Source organism: Mediterraneibacter flintii, assembly GCF_055387595.1.
On the sequence record NZ_AP031405.1, the window covers coordinates 540,560 to 559,838 of the forward strand.

A 19,279-nucleotide genomic window follows, 5' to 3' on the forward strand; every position below is an offset into this window, starting at 1 on the left:
TTAAAAGAAAAGGAGAAAGAATTATGGAGAATCAGACGGCTTATTTAATAGAAGCAGAAAAGTTTGAAATCAGAGAATCCCCTATGCCTGTTTGTAAAGATGATGAAGTTTTAGTACAAATGAAACATGTAGGAATCTGTGGTTCAGATGTTATGTTTTATCAGGACCCAACATTAGGCGGAGTTTTGGATGTAGAATTACCCATTGTTTTAGGGCATGAATGTGCAGGAATTGTCGTTGAAACAGGGAAGAATGTAAAACATCTTGTGAAAGGCGACAAAGTTGCATTGGAACCTGGAATACCGTGCGGAAAATGTGAGTACTGCTTGAGTGGACAATACAACCTATGCCCTGAAGTTAACTTTATGGCAGCCCCACCATGGAAATCAGCGGCATTACATAAGTATATAAGCCATCCGGCAGCATTTACATTCAAATTACCGGATAATATGGATACGATTGAGGGAGCAATGATTGAACCACTTGCTGTTGGAGTACATGCTGCCAACCGAGCGCAAGTACAGCCGGGAAAATCCATTCTTATTTTAGGAGCAGGATGTATAGGGCTTATGACATTACTAGCATGCAAGGGACGCGGGGCAACAGATGTTACAGTGGTAGATCTATTTGCGAATCGTTTAGATAAAGCACTAGAGTTAGGAGCTTCAAGAGCTATCAATGCCAAGGAAAAAAATGTGATAGAAGAAATAGAGTATATTACAAATGGGAAAGGCATGAACATAGTTTTTGAGACAGCAGGGAACAAAGCGACTGCACAACAAGTTCCATACCTTGTAAAAGCTGGAGGAAAGGCGGTAATGGTAGGAAATGTACATGGAAATCCGGAAATAGATTTATTTACTATGAATAATAAAGAAGCTGATATTTTATCTGTTTTTCGTTATAGAAATATTTATCCTATGGCGATTGAGGGAGTGGCCTCGGGAAGTATGCCGGTAAAGAAGATAGCATCGGATTTCTTTACATTTGATAAGGTGAATGAGGCGTTTGCATGTGCATTGAAACAAAAGCAAACAGCATTAAAAGTACTGATTGAATTTTAAATTAAGATTAAGCATAAACAAAAAGGAAGGTAGAGATTATGGCATTAGCAAAGTTAAAAGATGTATTAGTACCAGCGCGTGCAGAAAAGTATGGCGTTGGGGCGTATGATTTTACCAATATGGAGATGATGCTTGGAATTTTAGATGCTGCTGAGCAGACAAAAACGCCAGTAATTATTCAATTTCCTCATATTGATGAATTTGATGAGATTATTGATGTCTTTGCGCCGATGATGGTAGAAGCTGCAAAACGAGCAACTGTTCCAGTAGTTTTACACTTGGATCACGGAAAAACATTTGCTGCTTGTAAAAAGTGTGCAGATGTAGGGTTTACCAGTGTTATGCTTGATGCGTCTACAGAACCATTTGAAAAAAATGTTGCACTGACCAGGCAGGTAGTTGCTTATTGTAAACCTTTGAATGTGGATGTAGAAGCAGAAATAGGACATGTAGGAGAAGGGGAAAATCTGGAATCCTGTCAGTATACAGATCCAGATGAAGCCCAAAGATTTGTAGAAGAAACAGGAGTTGACGCTCTGGCTGTCTCAATTGGTAACGCACACGGAGCTTATAAGGCAGCGCCTAAAATCAATTACGAAGTACTAACTGAAATTGAGAAGAAGGTATCTATTCCTCTGGTACTACATGGCGGCTCAGGGATTTCAGATGAAGACTTCAAGAAAATAATCAAACATGGTATTGCTAAAATTAATATTTTTACAGAATTAACACAGCAAGTGAAAGAAGAAATGGATAAGATACCGGATACACAGATGAATATGTTTACAGCATTGGGAACAATACGAGAAGGATTTAAACAACGTACGCTTGAGAAAATTAAGCTATTCGAAACAAAACCAGTGTAAAGAAAGGAAACATGCATATGAAAACAGATGTAATATGTATCGGACTTACATGTGCAGATGTACTTATTCGTGGAATAGATTTTTCTAGTCCGTTTATAGCTGAAACAAAGCCGGCAAAAGAGGTTTCATTTCATGTTGGAGGAGATGCTGCAAACCAGGCGATTGTACTGTCTCATATGGGAATAAATACGGAACTGGTAACAGGACTGGGAAAGGACTCTATAGGCGATTTCTGTGTAAATACATTTAGAGGAGCAGGCGTTGACATAAGCAAAGTGATTTATGCTAAGGCGGCGCCTTCATCCATCAATGTAGTAATTATAAATGCAGATGGACAGAGAAATTTTATAAATAGTGGTATGCCTGAAAGTGTGTTTTTTACTCCGGATTTCGAACAGATTAAAGAGGCAAAAGTCGTTTCCCTTGGAAGTATGATGATGCCTCCGTTTACAACTGTTTCTATTATTGAAAAGACTGTAAAAAAAGCAAAACAGGAAGGCTGTATTGTCTGTGCGGATGTGATGTTTAATCCAGAAAGTTGTACCCTTGAGGAGCTGGGAAAGGAAGTCTTGTCTAACATTGATTATATTTTCCCAAATGAGGACGAGGCCAGACAACTTACAGGGAAGACAGATTTAGACGAGATGGCAGACATATTTTTGAGATATGGAATCAAAAATGTACTGATCAAAATCGGAAAAGACGGATGCTTTGTTAAAAACAAAGACATTAGAAAAATTTTCCCGGCTATTGCAGTCAAGGTTGTAGATACGACAGGAGCAGGAGACAATTTTGCAGCAGGATTTATTACAGGGTTGGTAGAAGGAAAAGACCTGGAAGGATGCGTTACTCTTGCGTCGGCTACGGCCGGTATAGCAATCCAACATATGGGAGCTAATACGGGAGTAAAAAGCAGGGAACAGGTAGAAACATATTTACGAGATACTATATAAGGAGAGAGTTATGGCAATCGGCAATATAGAAGGATTGGCACATATAGGAATTTATGTGAAAAATATGGAGGCATCTAAGAAATTTTATTGCGGTGTTTTAGGATTTGAGATTGTTTTTGAACGTTCAGAGCCTTATCGCGATAATAAGAAAGTACAAATTTCTTTTTTAAAGTTAGGAGATATGATGCTGGAAATGATTTGTGTGCCGGAAGTAAGTTATCCACCTGACGGATGTTTTCAACATCTTGCGTTTCGTGTTACAGATATAGAACAGGTGAAGAGGAGACTGGAGGAAAAAGGAGTACATATGGATGAATTGGTGTATTCCCCAGAGACATTTTCGCATGGGGCTAAGTGGGTCACTTTTTTAGGCCCTGATGGAGAACATCTGGAGATAAATGAAGTACTTTAGAAATGTATATGGCAAAGGAGGAAGAGATATGGAAAAAACAATGAGAGCGATGATTATTGAAACTCCCGGAGGTGGCCGCGCTGCGTCAAAAATTACAGATATACCATATCCGAGATGCGAGGATAACCAGATTATTATCAAGGTTATGGCAGCAAGTATATGCAAGCATTGTGAAGGACCGTATGATAAAGGGGCGATGCAACTTACAAAATCGGGGGATTATCCTATTGTTCTTGGACATGAATTTGCAGGCGAGGTTGTGGAAAAGGGCAGTAAAGTAAAAGATATAAAGATCGGAGATCGTGTAACAGTAGATAATACAGTCCTTTGCGGAGAATGTTATTATTGCCAGAAAGATTTGCCTCTTAAATGCGACAATTTTGGTTCTATGGGACACAACATACACGGAGGATTTGAACAGTATGTAGCTGCTTTAGCAGAGAAAGCGTTTCTCATTCCAGAAGGAATATCATTTGAAGAAGCTGCTTGTACAGAGCCAGTGGCATGCTGCTTAAGAGCTGTGGATCGGATGGACGTTACATATGGCGATAATATCGCAGTTTTAGGAGCAGGATCCATGGGGATGATACTTGCACAGCTATGCAAACATACTAGTGCAAATAAGGTGGTAGTGTTGGCATCTACGCAAAGTAAGCTGGATATTATTGAGAGAGAATTTGGTGTAAAAACAATTTTGGTAGATAGAAATGATTATTCTAAACATGAAAAAGCAATTGAAGAAATGTTTCCACATGGGCTGGACATTGTAGTAGATACAACAGGCTCAAAGGAGATGGCGTGGAGTGGAGTGCGGATGCTTGGAAGAGGAGGTAAACTTGTATTCTACACAGTTGTTGATGCGTTTGAGGTCAAAGACAGCGATATGTGGTTTAACAAAGAGATTTCTTTGATTATGTCGTGGTGTCAGACACATAATTATGGACGGTGTCTGGATTCTATAGAAAATGGTTATGTCAATTTGAAGCCTTTGATTACACATGAATTTTCTTTAGAAGACTATTTTGAAGCATTGGATACAAATTATGAAGACAGAAATTCTGTGAAAGTGCTAATTCATCCGCATTGGGAGAAAGGAAAGAAAAAGGTACATATTTGACAGAAGACGAATGAAGTTAAAGTAGGAGGAATTGGTATGGAAAAAACAATGAGAGCAATGATTATAGAAAAACCAGGAGGAGGCAGGGAAGCAACTAAAATTACTAATCTGCCATATCCGAAATGTGGGGACAAACAAATTATTGTTAAAGTGATGGCAGCCAGTATCTGCAAACACTGTGAAGAAATGTATGATAATGGCAGCATGGGAATGACAAAAGAGGAAGACTATCCAATTGTGCTTGGCCATGAATTTGCAGGAGAAGTGGTAGAGGTTGGTGCAAAAGTAAGAAATGTGCGGGTTGGGGACAGGGTGACAGTGGATAATACAGTTCTTTGTGGAAGCTGTTATTATTGCAAAAAGGATCAGCCCCTTTATTGTGAGAATTTTGGTTCTATGGGACATAACCTTCATGGCGGCTTTGAGGAGTATGTGGCGGCTTTGGGAGAAAAAGCTTTTGTGATACCAGACAGTGTATCTTATGAGGAAGCGGCGTGTACAGAACCGGTAGCATGTTGCCTGCGGGCAGTAGACAGGATGAAGGTTACGTTCGGAGACAAAATTGCTGTAATGGGAGCAGGATCGATGGGGCTGATATTAGCGCAATTATGTAAGCATACAAGTGCAAGCGATGTTGTAGTTTTAGCATCTACACAGAGCAAGCTGGATTTGTGCGAAAAAGAATTCGGGGTAAAAACAATCTTAGTTGACAGAGAAGATCACACAAAACATGAAGAAAAAATTGCAGAAATGTTTCCGCATGGATTGGACATTGTCGTTGATACAACCGGATCTGCGGCTATGAATAGCAGCGCCCTTAGAATGCTTGGAAAATGCGGAAAGCTGATTCAGTATACTTGGGTACCGGGGTTTAAAATTGAGGATGCCTGGATGTTTGCGAATAAAGAATTGTCTGTGATCGTATCGTGGTGTCAAACACATAATTATGGGAGATGCATCGAGGCAATTGGAAAAGGATATGTAAATTTAAAACCACTCATTACACATGAATTTTCACTTGAGGATTATCTGGAAGCACTGGATACAAATTTAAGAGACAGGAATTCAATTAAAGTGTTAATTCATCCACAATGGAAAAAGGGAGAAAAAGTGATACCCTAAAGGGTACATATATAAAGAAGAGGAGTACGTATGAAAAAAGCGGGTGTTTTAAATGCACAGTTAATGTGTGAACTTACAAAATTACGCCATACAGATAAGATAGTCATCTGTGATGCAGGTTTTCCTATACCGAAAGGAGCTATAATTGTGGATGTGTCTTTGGTTGAAGGAATACCGACAATGCCGCAAGTGCTAAAGGCAGTGTTAAATGAAATTATTGTAGAGGAATACGTCATTTTTGATATGATGAAGAATGTAAACAAAGAGTACTATGACTTTATAAAAAGCACATTTAAAGGAGAACAAAAGAAGGCGGAGGTTTCTATGGCTGCTTTTCAAGAAACAGCCATAGATGCGAAAGTCTTTGTACGTACAGGAGATTTAGCACCCTGTGCGAACATTATGCTGACTTCTGCATCAGGGGTATCTGCCATATGTGAACCAATGAATATTACATGCCGGTAACGGAAGAAAGGAGTGTATGAATTTATGAGATTTAAAGAATTTGGGAAAACAGGAGAGAAAATATCGGCCCTGACTGTGGGAACCTGGGCAATCGGAGGAGCTGGTTGGGGAGCAGTAAATAAAGCAGATTGTATTAAAGCAATTCACGCTATGTTTGATAATGGGGTAAACAGTATTGATACTGCACCGTGTTATAATTGTGGAGAATCAGAGAGGATTGTAGGAGAAGCGTTAAAAGGCAGAAGAGAACAGATATTTTTAACAACAAAGACGGCTTTATATCAGCCGGATCCTCAGACGCCGGCAATCAAAGATGGAAGGCGGGAGACGATTCTGCGTCTTTGTGATGAATCATTAAAGAACTTACAGACAGATTACATAGATTTGCTGCTGATTCATTGGCCGGATATTGAACATAATGCACCGATTGAAGAAACAATGGGCGCTATGAATGAACTGGTGAAAGCAGGAAAGGTGCGTTATCTGGGCGTTTCTAATTTTAGTATCGAACAGATAAAAGAGGCAGAAAAATATGGCATAATATCAGCTTCTGAACCTCCATACTCTATGGTAAACCGTTCAGAAGAAGAACTGATGAGGTGGTGTTACAGCCAGAACATTGCAAATATGACGTATGGTTCTTTGGGGGCAGGAATCCTGACCGGAGCGATAAGAGAACTGCCTAAGTTTGACGAAAACGACTGGAGACTGACATTCTATGATTTCTTTAAAGAGCCTAAATTCTCAAAAGTAATGAAGCTGTTGAAAGTACTGGATGAGATAGCGGCAGGTCATAATGCGCCGGTTGCACAAGTGGCAGTAAACTGGAATGCACAGAAGGACTTTGTTCAGACGGCTCTCTGTGGTGTCCGTAATGAGCATGAGGCAAATGAAAATTGCAGAGGGTTTGAATGGAGTCTTTCAGAGGAAGAGATGGCCGTGATTGATAAAGCAATAGAAGAATATTTATAAGGGCGTACATATTAAACAAGGTGTTTCAATTGTATGAATGATTTGATTTGCTCTGTTGGGTAATACCGACTTTTGACTATTGATTCTTGAGAAAGAGATCGTACTGTGAAATTCAGGCTTTTTCAAAGTCTTGAATCTGCACGGAACGGTCTCTTTATGTTATAATTATTCAAAAATACGATTTTTACAATATATTTTTCCACTTAAGAATAATAGAATGAAGTTTACAATGTGTATTGCTAAGTAAGAAGAAACGATGAAATTATAACCAAAGACGAGGAGAACTGCAAATGGAACTTGGACAAGGGATGGAGCAAAAAAATATTCAGACATTAAGATTGTCTCCACTCCAAATACAAAACTTAAGTGTGTTGGAAATGAACGGTCAAGAATTATCCATATTTATTGAAAATGAACGGATGGAAAATCCTATGCTGGAATTGGAGGACGGAAGTTCTAGGCAGAGTGAAGAGACGATAGAACGAATGCAAAATAATGAGTATGAAGAGGAAGACTATCCGATACAAGAGGAGAAAAGAGAAAATAGTCCTTATTCCTCGATCTCAGTACAAAACAATGAAAGCCTGACGGATTATTTAAAATCACAAATCTATTCCAAAGACAGAAAAAAAGAGTATTGTCAGTTATTAGAGACTTTGATTGAATGTATAGATAAAGAAACCGGCTTTTTTTCAGAACCAATCAATATTCTGAAAAAGATTCCGGGATATGGAGAAGATGAAATTATTCAGGCGATAGACACTATTCGCGAAATGGAACCGGTAGGAGTGGGAGCATTTGATTTATCAGATTGCCTTCTCATTCAAGTCCAAAGACAAAAAATAGAAGATCCATTATTGGAGAGAATAATTCATAGCTACATGAAAGAGATAGCAGAGGGGAAAATCAGCACGATTTCCAGAGCACTGCATATATCGACAGAAAAAGTCAGATATTATATCCGATATATCCAAACTTTAAATCCAAGACCATCAAAAGGCTTTGGAGAATCTGAAACGATTTATATTATTCCAGATATAAAAGCGGTATGGAATCATGGGAAATGGGAAATTACAATTTGTGGAAACACATCAAAAGATATTCATCTAAATCAGTTATATATGAATCTGGCAAAGAATGCAAAAGACGAAGAAATAAAAATTTATCTGGAAGAAAAGATAAAAAGGGCAAAGCAGATGATTAAAGCTGTGGAGCAAAGGGAGGAGACTCTGAAAAAGGTAGTTTTATACGTACTGATTCATCAGGAAAGGTTTTTAATAGACAGAGGACCAAAACAGATTCTGACAATGAAACAGATAGCAAAGGAGTTGGGAATGCATCCGTCCACGGTTACAAGGGCTGTAAAAGGAAAATATATAGAAACGCCCAGAGGGGTTATTTCTTTGAAGGCACTGTTTCCTCTTTCAAAAGAAAAACGCGAAACACCAGAGAAGGACAAGATGATAGTTGATAAGATTAAAATATTGATCTCGAAAGAAGATAAAAAAGCTCCATTATCTGATCAGAGAATATCTGAGAGATTAGCGGAAGAGGGAATCCAGATAGCGAGACGAACTGTAACAAAATACAGGGAGGCATATGGGATTAAAAAAGCATCAGAGAGGAGGAAGAATTGAAAATGAGAACAGAGATACCAGAGATTTGTTTGATTGCTCCTACAGAAGAACTTATGAAAAAAAGTGATAAGATTATCCGGAAATATAAAAAGAAAGTGCATGTATATCAAGGGTCTATTGGAAATGCAATAGAATTATCTGAAAGGCTGCTGAACCAGGGGGCACAAGTAATTATAAGCCGCAGGGGAACAAAGAAAATAATAGAAAAGAAATTTCCTGACCAGGTAATTGACATAGGATTGACACTTGCCGATTATATGCCTGTAATAGAAGAAGCAGCAGCGATCTCAGGAAAGACAGCCTTTTTTTCGTATGGAAAAATAAGAGAGGATGTAAAGGTGATATGCCATATGTTAAAGATAGAAGCAGAGTTTTACTCCTTTACAAATTTATCTGACTGTTACCATATTGTAGAAGAAGCGGTAAAAGGGGGAGCACAGTTAGGAATTGGCGGAGCAGATACGGAGAAAATAGCACATGATAAAGGACTCCGACATTTGGTAGTTGAAAATTCGGAGGAGTCGTTGCTAAGAGCAATAGAGATGGCAGAGCAGCTTTTACAGGTGAAGAAAAAGGAAAAGGAAAAGCAAAAACAACTAAAATTAAAGATGGAGAGGTATCAGCTAATTTTTAATCATACACATGATGCTATTATTGCGGTAAATAGAGAAGGTGAGATTGATGTTATTAATGATGAAGCAAAAAAAATATTGAAGCGGGGGACGCAAAATTTAAAAGAAACAGAGATGGTTGAAAAAGAAGCTGTACAAGATACACGATTGATGGAGGTTTTTCACACAGGAGAAAAAAAGCTTAACCAGTTAATGAGCTTAAATGGGGTGTTGGTTTCTGCTAATAGAATGCCGATCGTAGTGGATGGAAAAATTGAAGGAGTAATTGCTACATTTCAAGATGTTAAAGCGATACAGGATAATGAGCAAAGAATTCGTGTTAAGCTGCATCAAAGAGGATTGATTGCAAAATATCATTTTACGGATATTATAGGAGAGTCAAAATTAATGAGGGATAATGTGAATCTTGCCAAAAAGTTTGCAAAATCAGATGCAACCATTCTTCTGCAGGGAGAAACAGGAACGGGAAAAGAGCTATTTGCACAAAGTATACATAACGCAAGCAGAAGGGCAGAAGGGCCTTTTGTGGCGGTGAACTGCGGAGCATTCCCCAGAAATCTGCTGGAAGCAGAATTGTTCGGATATGTTGAAGGCGCCTTTACAGGAGCAAGTAAGGGGGGAAAAATCGGTCTTTTTGAGATGGCTCATAGAGGGACAATTTTTTTGGATGAAATTGGTGAGATGCCGTTAGAAACACAGGTACAACTGCTGCGTGTTTTGCAAGAAAAAGAAATAAGAAGAATTGGAAGCGACAGGGTAACACCAGTAAATATTCGAGTGATTACGGCTACAAATAGAAACCTGCATAAAGAAATTAGTAAAGGAAAATTCAGGGAAGACTTATACTATCGGCTGAATGTTTTGAACATTAAGATTCCTGCTTTAAAGGAACGAAGAGAAGATATATGTGAAATTGGATTTCACTTATATGAACAATGTAGTGGAAACGTTTCAGATGAGGAACAGAAATTTATTAGGAGGATACTCAATAAACTGGAACAATATAATTGGCCTGGGAATGTCAGAGAACTGGGAAATTTAATGGAACGGATTTATGTATTACTTTCACAAGGCGAGGAGCAGGATTTTGTAGAAGCATACATTTCTTCATATTTATATTTTCAAGAAAATAAAGAAGATGCGACAGAAAGATTAGATGAATGGGAAAAAAATCATATTCTTACAGAACTAAAAAAACAAAATTTAGAAATTGGAAAAACTGCGGAAGCAATGGGAATAAGTAGGAGCACTCTTTGGAGAAAAATAAAAAAGTATGGAATCGAATTTAGGTGAAACAATATAAAACAAAATTAAACATTTGTTGTAATGAAAAGAAAATTTATTAGTTTATTTGATGATAAATAAGTAAACTGATAAATTTTTTTTACTTAAAATATTGAATTTATAAGAAGAAAAGAAATTTTATATCGAAAAATCAAGTATTGGCACGATATAAAAAATAAATTGCTAATAAATAAAAGTAAACAAATTTATTAAGGAAGGGAGTGAAAAATATGATTTTTTCAAAACAAAATTTTTTTGAGACAAGTGATGGGACGATTTTATACTATGAGGATTATGGTGAGGGCAAGCCAATACTCTTACTGCATGGTTTTTGCTGTAGCAGTCAGGTGTTTAAAAGGAATATAGCAGGGTTGAGCCAAGATAATCGGTTAGTATTATTAGATCTCAGAGGACATGGATCCAGTTCAAAAACCTTGAAGGACATTACCATATCAAGAATGGCAAAAGACGTGAAAGAGCTTATAGAATATCTGCATTTATGTGATGTTACCCTTTTAGGATGGTCTATGGGCGGACAAGTAGCACTCATGTATTGGAGAAAATATGCGGGTTATGGTTATGTGAGACGTATGGGAATTTTGGATTCCACGTTATATCCATTTTCAGAAGAGGAATGGAATCAACATGGCAATAGAAATTATAATATGGATAAAGCAAATGACAGACTGATCCATATGCTGGAAGATCACGAGGCTGATGCATATGCAATGGTGGAGGGAATGGTAGTAGAAGGAACTTGCCAGGAAGATAAAGAATGGATACAAAAAGAAATTATGAAAACACCACCTTATATAGCATACAGTATATACACGGATTTCTTAGGAAGAGATTTTACAGAGTATATTCCGGCTGTTATGATTCCTATACTTTTTATAGGGAGTACATCTCCAGCTGTAAAGGGTGAATTGGCAATGGATTATTATGTAAGCAAATGCAGAACTTCATATGAATTGGTAAAAATAGGGAATTCAGGTCATTTCTTTTTCTATTTTCAGCCAGAAAGATTTAACAAAATTGTACTTGATTTTATAGAAAAATATCCAGTATAGGAGGAAGAAAATGAATAGTGAACGTGATTTAGAGAGCAGAGAATATGATGTGAATGATATTGTGGATGACAAAAGGTTTATAAGGTGCAAAAAAGAAATGTGGATTGTACTTCTCATTGGGGCAATACAGATTATTATTCCTACTATTTTGATTTATACATTAAATGGTAATGGAAAATGGTTTGCAGGAGTACCGATGTGGTATGGAGTGACGGCGCTATTTTATTTATGTATATCGCTTGTTTCGATTATTATTGCAAAAACAGTAATTAAGAATCATAAATTGGATGCAGTTGCAGATGATGAGGAGGTATAAATATGGATTTAGGTTTTACAGTATCAACAGGACACCAAAGAATGATCATTATTGTATTTTTTATTTATACAATAATCATTATGGGGCTGGGGCTTTATGTTAAATATGCAGGCAGGAGAGAGAATACTTCTCAAAAAGTAGCAGGTTTCCTGACGGGAGGAGGAAATCTGGGAGCTTTATCAGTCGGGTTGATTATGGTAACAAATATTATGTCCAGCGGCGGCATGGTAGGTGGGCCGGGATTAAGCTATGGCACAGGCTTTATCTGGTCGCTGTGTGTCTTTTGTAGTTTTATTAATATTTTCCTATCTTTGGGAAGTGTTGGAAAAAAGATGTCTATTATGGGAAGAAGAACAGGCGCTCAGACTGTACTGCAATTATTTAGACATAGATACCAATCCAAGGTTTTTTCGACGTTTTTAGGGCTGACTTTCATAGTATTCCTTCTCCCCTATGCAGGAAGTCAGTTTATTGGAGGAGGGAAACTATTTTCAGTAGTAACGGGAAACGGAAATTACAGGGTTGGCGTGTTATTGTTTGCTCTGATTACATTGCTCTATACGCTGACAGGAGGAATTAAATCTATTTCTAAAATTGCAGTTGTACAAGGAGCGATTATGATTTTCTCAGTGATTGCTATTTTTGTTGCAACAGGCGGAGAACTGTTTGATAAATTTGGAAGTATACAGTCAGCTATGGAATTTGTAGAAGAAACCAATCCGTTATTGTTGGATGCGAGTACATATGCACCGTTGATTTTTATTGGTACGGCATGTATACAAAGCTTTGCCTTAATTCCCCTTCCCCATGCATTGATGGGAACATTTACCTATAACAATACAAAGACACTGAAAAATGCGATTATTGTGGGCATTATTGGTTATACAATTATTCAGTTTACAATGTCTGGCGTGGGCCCGCTGGCGTATGCGGTCAATCCGAATGTAAGCGAGGGAGATTATGTAATTCCAATGTTGTTATCTACTCTGTTGCCTCCGGTAATGGGTGGTATTGTAATAGCAGGTGCAGTAGCAGCGATTCAGTCCACTGTAGCAGCTTTCCTAATTATTATTGCATCTACCATTGTGAAGGACTTGTATAAAACATTGATTAATCCAAATATTTCAGAAGAGAAGGAAAATAAAGGGAATCTTATTTTTACAGTTATAGCAGCAGTGATTGCAATTATAATGGCGATGTTCCCTAGTGATTACTTACAGGTGATTGTAAATTTTGCGATTGGCGGGTTGGCAGCCGGCTTTTTCTTCCCATTATTCCTTGGGTTATACTGGAAGAAGGCAACACCGGCAGCGGCAATAGTGGGTACAATAGCAGGCACAGTTGTTTATATTATAGCAACGGTGATGTCGGCACCTATTCATCCTATTTTACTGGCATTTGCAGTATCCGGCATTTTGATGGTGTTAGTAAGTCCAATGACGCCGAAGGTAAAAAGAGGAGTTTTTGAAGTGTGGTTTGGAAAAAATTATAATGAACAGTATGCAAAGGCAGATATTTCTGCTATAAAGTGAAATATGAGACGAATTAAAACATTATGAAACAATATAGCGGATCCAGAAGAGGTCAATCTTCGGATCCGCTTCATTTTTTGATTTGTACAGTATTTAAGAAGGCTTTTTTAAAACTATAAACAAAATAGTAAGAAAATTATATGTAAAATAGTTGTTTTAATTTGAATTGGCACGAAAGAGAAAAAGAATTGCTAGATATATATTATAAAAACATATAGAAAGAAGGTAAATAAAATGAAACAAACAGGTCTTTTAAGTGGAGTAAAAGTGTTGGACTTAACGCGGGTACTTGCGGGTCCCTATTGTGGGATGATGCTTGCAGATATGGGTGCAGATGTAATTAAGATTGAAATGCCAGGCAGGGGAGATGATGCCCGAAGAAATGCTCCGATTGTTCATGGGGAAAGTGCATATTTTATGAACTTGAATCGGAATAAACGGGGAATGACACTGAATTTAAAAAGTGAAAAAGGAAAAATGATATTTCGAAAGTTGATAGAGAGATCAGATATTGTATTGGAGAATTACCGGCCTGGCGTAATGGAAAAATTAGGATTGGGGTATGAAGAACTCCGAAAAATTAATCCGGCCATTGTATATGGAGCAGTGTCAGGGTTTGGACATTATGGGCCATATTCACAGCGCGCAGGGTATGACATTATCGGGCAGGCTATGAGTGGACTAATGAGTACAACTGGATGGCCAGATACGCCTCCTACACGTACAGGAACTGCAATTTCTGATGTGATGGGAGGAGCGAGCTGCTGTATTGGTGTTTTGGCAGCCTATGTAAACCGCCTGAAAACAGGAGTGGGAGATAAAGTCGATGTCTCCCTCGTAGATTCTATGGTGTCTTCTCTTGAAATTATCAATATGATTTATCTATGTACCGGACGAGTACCGAGCAGAATTGGAAATCGGTATGAGGCAATCTATCCTTATGATTCCTTTCATGCGAAAGATGGTATGGTCATCATTGCATGTGGTAATGACAAACTGTATAACATTTTAAAAGAAAAACTGAAAATGCCGGAGCTTCAGGATGAAAAGTTTGCAACGAATGTCGATAGGGTGAGAAATCACGCGCCGTTAAAAGAGATTATAGAACGCTGGACAAAAGACAAAAATATTGATGACATCGTGGAGGAGCTGCTTGCGGCGGGGATTCCGGCAAGTCCTGTCAATACAATCGACAGAGTAGCGCGGGATCCGCATATTGCAGTGGCACGGGAAATGTTTGTGGATTTGGAACATCCGGTGGCAGGAAAGATGAAGGTTACAGGAAATCAGTTGAAATTCACAAATAATAAAATAAAGATTGATACACCGGCGCCTCTGTTGGGACAACACACAGAAGAGATTTTAAAAAAAGAGCTGGGGATTGCCGAGGAAGAATATGAAGGTATGAAAGCAGAGGGAATTTTTTAGAAAGGAAGAATTGAATATGGCGAAGAAAGTAAAAATTGTGGAAATAGGGCCGCGGGATGGGTTTCAGAGTGTCAAAACATTTATCCCTACAGAAACGAAACTGAAGATTATAGACGGACTTGTAGAGGCAGGATATAAAAAGATACAGATGGGCTCTTTTGTAAGTCCGAAAGCGATTCCGCAAATGCGGGATAGTGCAGTGATAGCGGAGACGGTTTTAGAGAGATATAAAGGAGTAGAATTTTTTGCTCTTGTACCAAACCTCTATGGGGCAAAAGCCGCGGCGAAAGCAGGGCTTAAAGAGATCACACCAGTAATTTCTTTAAGTGAATCTCATAATATGGCAAATGTAAAAAGAACTAGAGAACAATCACTAGAAGAGATTAAGAAAATACGGGAAGAACTGCCGGATATGAAAATAACACAGGATATTGCAACAGTGTTTGGATGCCCGTTTGAAGGAGAAATGTCAGTTGAAGCATTGATAGAATTGGTAGGAAACATAAGAGAACTGGGAATTCATTCGTTTACCTTGTGTGATACAGTAGGTATGGCATATCCGACTTTGGTAGAAAGAGTTTTTTGTGCGATGAAGAAAAATTTCCCTGAAGATAAGTTCCATGTACATATTCACGATACAAGAAATATGGGAATATTAAACAGTTATATTGCATTACAAAATGGAGCAGACAGCATTCAGGCAGCAGTAGGAGGACTTGGAGGATGCCCTTTTGCGCCGGGAGCTACAGGGAACACTTCCAGTGAGGACCTAGTATATATGTTGGAACAGTGTGGGTATGAGACAGGAATTAATTTTGCTAAATTACTGAAGACAGCAAAATATGTAAAAGCCAAAATTGATGGAAATTTTAGTGGGCACCAGATAAATATACCGGAAAAACCATGTGTGATAACGCAGGAGTAAAGGAGCAGATATGAATAGAGATGAATTGGAAGAAGTGTGCCGTATAGTCCGTACAGACATTATAGAGATGATATATAATGCTGGTTCTGGGCATCCTGGCGGGTCGCTGTCAGCGGTAGAATTGTTGGCAGGGCTTTACTTTGGAGGAATTTTAAAAATAGACCCCAAGAATCCGAAATGGGAAGAAAGAGATTACTTTATCCTTTCTAAAGGCCATGTTGCCCCTGTACTATATAGTGTGTTGGCACGAAAAGGTTTTTTTCCTGTTGAAGAGCTGAAAACGCTGCGGAAAATGGGGAGTATTCTTCAGGGACATCCACATATGTCGCGTACACCGGGGCTGGATTGCTCTGGAGGTTCATTGGGGCAGGGTCTTTCTATTGCAAACGGGATTGCGTTGTCCTGCAAAATGCAGAAAAAGGGGAACAGGATATATTGTCTGATGGGAGACGGAGAATTACAAGAAGGACAGATATGGGAAGCGGTTATGACAGCAGCGCAGCATAGATTGGATAACTTGTGCGCGATTGTGGATTACAATCATATTCAATTAGATGGAAACTTGGAGGAAATTAAAAATCTGGGTGATCTGACGGAGAAATGGGCTGATTTTGGATGGAATGTGTTGGAAATCAATGGACACGATATAGGGGAAGTACTTTTGGCATATCAAAGCGCACAGATGCAAAAAGAAAAGTCAACGGTAATCATTGCAAATACTGTAAAAGGAAAAGGGGTTTCCTTTATGGAAAATGATTGTAACTGGCATGGAAACGCGCCAGATAATGAGCAGTACAAACGGGCTATTTCAGAAATCAGGAGAGGGGAGGTATAAAGCGGATGGAAAAAGAAAAAATTCCCATGCGGGATGGGTATGGAAGGGCATTGTTAAAGCTGGCAGAAGAAAAGAAAAACTTAATTGTTATGGATGCGGATGTGGCGAAATCTACCCGTACAGTATGGATACGCGAACAGTATCCAGAGAAGTTTATTGATATGGGAATTGCTGAACAAGATATGGTGGGAACAGCCGCAGGGTTGGCATTAGGCGGTATGCTCCCATTTGCGACGACGTATGGCGTGTTTTTAGCAGGCAGAGCGTGGGATCAGATCCGAACAACGATATGCTATAATCATCTCAATGTGAAACTAGCGGGAGCCCATGCAGGTATTTCTGTAGGAGCAGACGGCGCAACGCATCAATCGCTGGAGGATATAGCATTGATGCGTGTATTGCCAGATATGACAGTTGTAGTACCTTGTGACGCGTATGAGACAGAGAAAGCGACATTGGCGATTGCAGAACAGGAAGGGCCATGTTTTATCCGTTTTGAACGTGAGGCGGTTCCAGTTGTCACGAAAAAAGAAAGTCCATTTATACTGGGTAAAGCGAATATAATGAGAGAAGGGAAGGATATCGTTCTTTTTGCAAATGGAGCGATGGTACAGGAAGGATTAAAAGCAGCAGAGTCTTTGGAAAAAGAAGGAATTGATTTGATGGTTGTGAATGTACATACGGTGAAGCCGTTAGATACAGAAGCTATTTTGGAAGCAACGAAAAAAACAGGATGTGTTCTTACGGCGGAAGAACATCAGGCAGCCGGAGGGATGGGCAGCGCAATAGCAGAGTTTTTGATTCGGAATTATCCGGTTCCTATGAAAATAATCGGCGTGGAAGACAGCTTTGGAGAATCGGGGAAGCCGGAAGAACTGATGGAAAAATATGGACTGACTGCAGAACGGATTTATAAAGAGGCAAGGAACCTGTTAAAGAAAGGGGAACAAGGATGAAAATAGTAGTATTGGACGGATATACGTTGAATCCAGGAGATTTAAGCTGGGAAGAATTAGAACAATATGGAGAGTTGACGGTGTATGACAGAACCTCCTTAGATGATGAAAAAGAGATTATCCAGAGAATTCAGGACGCAGAAGTCGTATTTACGAATAAAACACCGCTGTCAAAAAATATATTTAGTTCGTGTGAGAATATAAAATATGTAGGGGTACTTGCGACTGGATATAACGTGGTAGATATTCTTGCAGCAAAGGAAAGAGGAATCGTTGTGACGAACATTCCAACTTATGGGACAAATGCTGTAGGACAGTTTGCAATTGCACTTTTACTGGAAATATGCCATCGGATCGGGCACCATGATAAAGCGGTGCACGAAGGAGCGTGGGAAACAAACAAGGACTGGTGCTTCTGGGATTATCCCCTGGTTGAACTGGCAGGAAAAACAATGGGAATTATAGGCTTTGGAAAAATTGGGCAGACGACAGGACGTATTGCCAGGGCCTTAGGGATGGAAGTAATTGCAAATGATGAATATCCAAATGACAGAGGCAGGGAGATTGCAGAATATGTATCCAAAGATGAAGTGTTTAAAAAGGCGGATGTGATCACGCTTCACTGTCCATTATTTGCTTCAAAGGAGGGAATTATTTGCAAAAAGAATATTGAAAAGATGAAAGATGGAGTCATTATACTAAATAACTCTAGAGGAGCGTTGATAGTTGAGCAGGATTTAGCGGAGGCTTTAAATAGCGGAAAAATATATGCGGCAGGTTTAGATGTTGTGTCTACAGAGCCTATAAAAAAGGAAAATCCCTTATTAAAAGCTAAGAATTGTATTCTTACTCCACATATGTCGTGGGGTGCAAAAGAAAGCAGACAGAGGCTGATGAAGACAGCGGTAGAGAATCTGAAAGGATTTTTAGAAGGAATGCCGGTAAATGTAGTAAATAGATAAAAACTAGGAAGAGAGATACATACATTTTGACGTTTCAATAGATTTGTTTTACTCTGCCGGGTAATTATGCAAAGCAAAGATTTGGTGTCACCTTTCAGAAAAAACGGAATCTGCTATAATCATATCTGCAGAATTTAATTGAAACCGCGGTGTAAAAGTTAGAAAAATAAGAAAATGGTTTAATCGTACCCCGACAGAAAACTACAGGGAGAAAGGCTTTAGTTTGGCTGTCGGGGATTTATAATGTGAAAAGATAAATTATGATTTTGAAAAAGCAATTATTAAAGAGTATGCTAAAGATTGGAACAAACATAAATTTTCTCTTTAGTATTCTACAAGATATTCATTTAGACTTCTAATACGCAAATGGCAATTTCCATTCCCTTCTATATTTTTTTCATATATGATAGGATCAAATCCAATTTCTATATTTTTCTTTATTTCCTGTCCCTGTATATCTTTATAAGAGATAGACAGAATTATTTGTGGAAAGTCCTGCATAGTTAACGGATTGTTATACTCAATATCCTCCGATAGAGGAAGCTTTTCATAACAATAACCAGATAATAATTCTAAATAAATAGAAGGTATCATTATCTGTTTTTTCATATTTTGCGAAATATAACTCTCTAAATCTACAGGATCAATACGTGTACGTGCAATTCTACGACCTGCATAATCGACTTCAAAAACATTTTCTTCTTTAAGAATAGAAACATCCATGTTACTGC

The 19,279-nt window shown here is 38.5% G+C and carries 19 protein-coding genes; 18 read left to right on the forward strand and 1 reads right to left on the reverse strand.

Annotated elements, in window-relative coordinates; translation table 11 throughout:
- Positions 1-23 precede the first annotated feature (23 nt).
- The 18 genes from ACZ5C4_RS02505 to ACZ5C4_RS02590 all read left to right on the forward strand — a co-directional run bounded on the left by ACZ5C4_RS02505 (position 24) and on the right by ACZ5C4_RS02590 (position 18,548).
- Positions 24-1,064: an NAD(P)-dependent alcohol dehydrogenase gene (locus ACZ5C4_RS02505; RefSeq protein ID WP_464519645.1), complete on the forward strand. Its 1,041-nt coding sequence runs from the start codon at positions 24-26 to the stop codon at positions 1,062-1,064.
- A 38-nt stretch (positions 1,065-1,102) separates the two neighbouring features.
- Positions 1,103-1,930 carry a class II fructose-bisphosphate aldolase gene (locus ACZ5C4_RS02510; RefSeq protein WP_464519646.1) on the forward strand — a complete coding sequence of 276 codons (828 nt, stop codon included), beginning with the start codon at positions 1,103-1,105 and terminating at the stop codon, positions 1,928-1,930.
- A 17-nt stretch (positions 1,931-1,947) separates the two neighbouring features.
- Positions 1,948-2,883, forward strand: coding sequence for a carbohydrate kinase family protein (locus ACZ5C4_RS02515; protein ID WP_464519647.1), 936 nt, complete (start codon positions 1,948-1,950; stop codon positions 2,881-2,883).
- Positions 2,884-2,893: 10 nt separating this feature from the next.
- Complete coding sequence (locus tag ACZ5C4_RS02520; RefSeq protein ID WP_464519648.1) at positions 2,894-3,295, forward strand: VOC family protein; 402 nt, start codon at positions 2,894-2,896, stop codon at positions 3,293-3,295.
- 28 nt (positions 3,296-3,323) lie between these two features.
- Positions 3,324-4,412, forward strand: coding sequence for an alcohol dehydrogenase catalytic domain-containing protein (locus ACZ5C4_RS02525; RefSeq protein ID WP_464519649.1), 1,089 nt, complete (start codon positions 3,324-3,326; stop codon positions 4,410-4,412).
- A gap of 36 nt (positions 4,413-4,448) precedes the next feature.
- Complete coding sequence (locus ACZ5C4_RS02530) at positions 4,449-5,534, forward strand: alcohol dehydrogenase catalytic domain-containing protein (protein ID WP_464519650.1); 1,086 nt, start codon at positions 4,449-4,451, stop codon at positions 5,532-5,534.
- A gap of 30 nt (positions 5,535-5,564) precedes the next feature.
- Positions 5,565-5,999, forward strand: a complete 435-nt coding sequence (rbsD, locus tag ACZ5C4_RS02535) for a D-ribose pyranase (protein ID WP_464519651.1) — start codon at positions 5,565-5,567, stop codon at positions 5,997-5,999.
- Between the two features lie 24 nt (positions 6,000-6,023).
- Positions 6,024-6,971 (forward strand): aldo/keto reductase, encoded by a 948-nt coding sequence (locus tag ACZ5C4_RS02540; RefSeq protein ID WP_464519652.1) that lies wholly within the window; start codon positions 6,024-6,026, stop codon positions 6,969-6,971.
- A gap of 290 nt (positions 6,972-7,261) precedes the next feature.
- Positions 7,262-8,608, forward strand: a complete 1,347-nt coding sequence (gene rpoN / locus ACZ5C4_RS02545) for an RNA polymerase factor sigma-54 (protein WP_464519653.1) — start codon at positions 7,262-7,264, stop codon at positions 8,606-8,608.
- Positions 8,609-8,610: 2 nt separating this feature from the next.
- Positions 8,611-10,533, forward strand: coding sequence for a sigma 54-interacting transcriptional regulator (locus ACZ5C4_RS02550; RefSeq protein WP_464519654.1), 1,923 nt, complete (start codon positions 8,611-8,613; stop codon positions 10,531-10,533).
- 221 nt (positions 10,534-10,754) lie between these two features.
- Positions 10,755-11,594 carry an alpha/beta fold hydrolase gene (locus ACZ5C4_RS02555; RefSeq protein WP_464519655.1) on the forward strand — a complete coding sequence of 280 codons (840 nt, stop codon included), beginning with the start codon at positions 10,755-10,757 and terminating at the stop codon, positions 11,592-11,594.
- 10 nt (positions 11,595-11,604) lie between these two features.
- On the forward strand, positions 11,605-11,910 hold the full coding sequence (locus ACZ5C4_RS02560) for a hypothetical protein (protein WP_464519656.1): 306 nt from the start codon (positions 11,605-11,607) through the stop codon (positions 11,908-11,910).
- Positions 11,911-11,912: 2 nt separating this feature from the next.
- The gene (locus ACZ5C4_RS02565; protein ID WP_464519657.1) at positions 11,913-13,442 is read left to right on the forward strand and encodes a sodium:solute symporter family transporter; all 1,530 of its coding nucleotides are present in this window, start codon (positions 11,913-11,915) and stop codon (positions 13,440-13,442) included.
- Positions 13,443-13,676: 234 nt separating this feature from the next.
- Positions 13,677-14,870, forward strand: a complete 1,194-nt coding sequence (locus ACZ5C4_RS02570) for a CaiB/BaiF CoA transferase family protein (RefSeq protein WP_464519658.1) — start codon at positions 13,677-13,679, stop codon at positions 14,868-14,870.
- Positions 14,871-14,886: 16 nt separating this feature from the next.
- Positions 14,887-15,795 carry a hydroxymethylglutaryl-CoA lyase gene (locus tag ACZ5C4_RS02575; RefSeq protein WP_464519659.1) on the forward strand — a complete coding sequence of 303 codons (909 nt, stop codon included), beginning with the start codon at positions 14,887-14,889 and terminating at the stop codon, positions 15,793-15,795.
- Positions 15,796-15,805: 10 nt separating this feature from the next.
- The gene (locus tag ACZ5C4_RS02580) at positions 15,806-16,630 is read left to right on the forward strand and encodes a transketolase (protein WP_464519660.1); all 825 of its coding nucleotides are present in this window, start codon (positions 15,806-15,808) and stop codon (positions 16,628-16,630) included.
- Positions 16,631-16,635: 5 nt separating this feature from the next.
- Positions 16,636-17,586, forward strand: a complete 951-nt coding sequence (locus ACZ5C4_RS02585) for a transketolase family protein (RefSeq protein ID WP_464519661.1) — start codon at positions 16,636-16,638, stop codon at positions 17,584-17,586.
- Complete coding sequence (locus ACZ5C4_RS02590) at positions 17,583-18,548, forward strand: D-2-hydroxyacid dehydrogenase (protein ID WP_464519662.1); 966 nt, start codon at positions 17,583-17,585, stop codon at positions 18,546-18,548. The genes ACZ5C4_RS02585 and ACZ5C4_RS02590 overlap by 4 nt, the downstream gene beginning before the upstream one ends.
- 324 nt (positions 18,549-18,872) lie before the next feature.
- Here the strand turns inward: ACZ5C4_RS02590 and ACZ5C4_RS02595 are convergent, their stop codons facing one another.
- Complete coding sequence (locus ACZ5C4_RS02595) at positions 18,873-19,271, reverse strand: hypothetical protein (protein WP_464519663.1); 399 nt, start codon at positions 19,269-19,271, stop codon at positions 18,873-18,875.
- Between the last annotated feature and the right edge of the window lie 8 nt (positions 19,272-19,279).